General features: G+C 67.7%; 1 pseudogene. It reads right to left on the reverse strand.

The features are described from left to right. Positions 1-473: pseudogene (locus QSK20_RS31945) on the reverse strand (polyketide synthase); the annotation flags it as partial.

The following is a 473-nucleotide window of genomic DNA, read 5'->3' on the forward strand; positions in this document are numbered from 1 at the left end:
GCGTTGGTACCGGAGATACCGAACGACGACACCGCCACCCGACGCGGCCGATCCACCACCGGCCACGGCCGAACCTCGGTCACCAACTCCACCGCACCCGCCGACCAGTCCACCCTCGACGACGGCACATCCACATGCAACGACGCCGGCACCACACCATGCCGCATCGCCAACACCGACTTGATGATCCCGGCAACACCCGCAGCCGCCTGCGTATGCCCGATGTTCGACTTCACCGAACCGAGCAACAGCGGCTCGGTCCGGTCCTGGCCGTACGTGGCCAGCAACGCCTGCGCCTCGATCGGATCACCCAGCGTCGTCCCCGTACCGTGCGCCTCCACCACGTCGACATCAGCGACACCCAGGCGGGCGTTGGCGAGAGCCTGCCGGATCACCCGCTGCTGCGACGGACCATTCGGCGCAGTCAAACCGTTCGACGCACCATCCTGGTTCACCGCCGTACCCCGCACCAC

Origin of the sequence: Micromonospora sp. NBRC 101691 (assembly GCF_030269285.1) — a bacterium.
GTDB classification, from domain to species: Bacteria; Actinomycetota; Actinomycetes; order Mycobacteriales; family Micromonosporaceae; genus Micromonospora; species Micromonospora echinospora.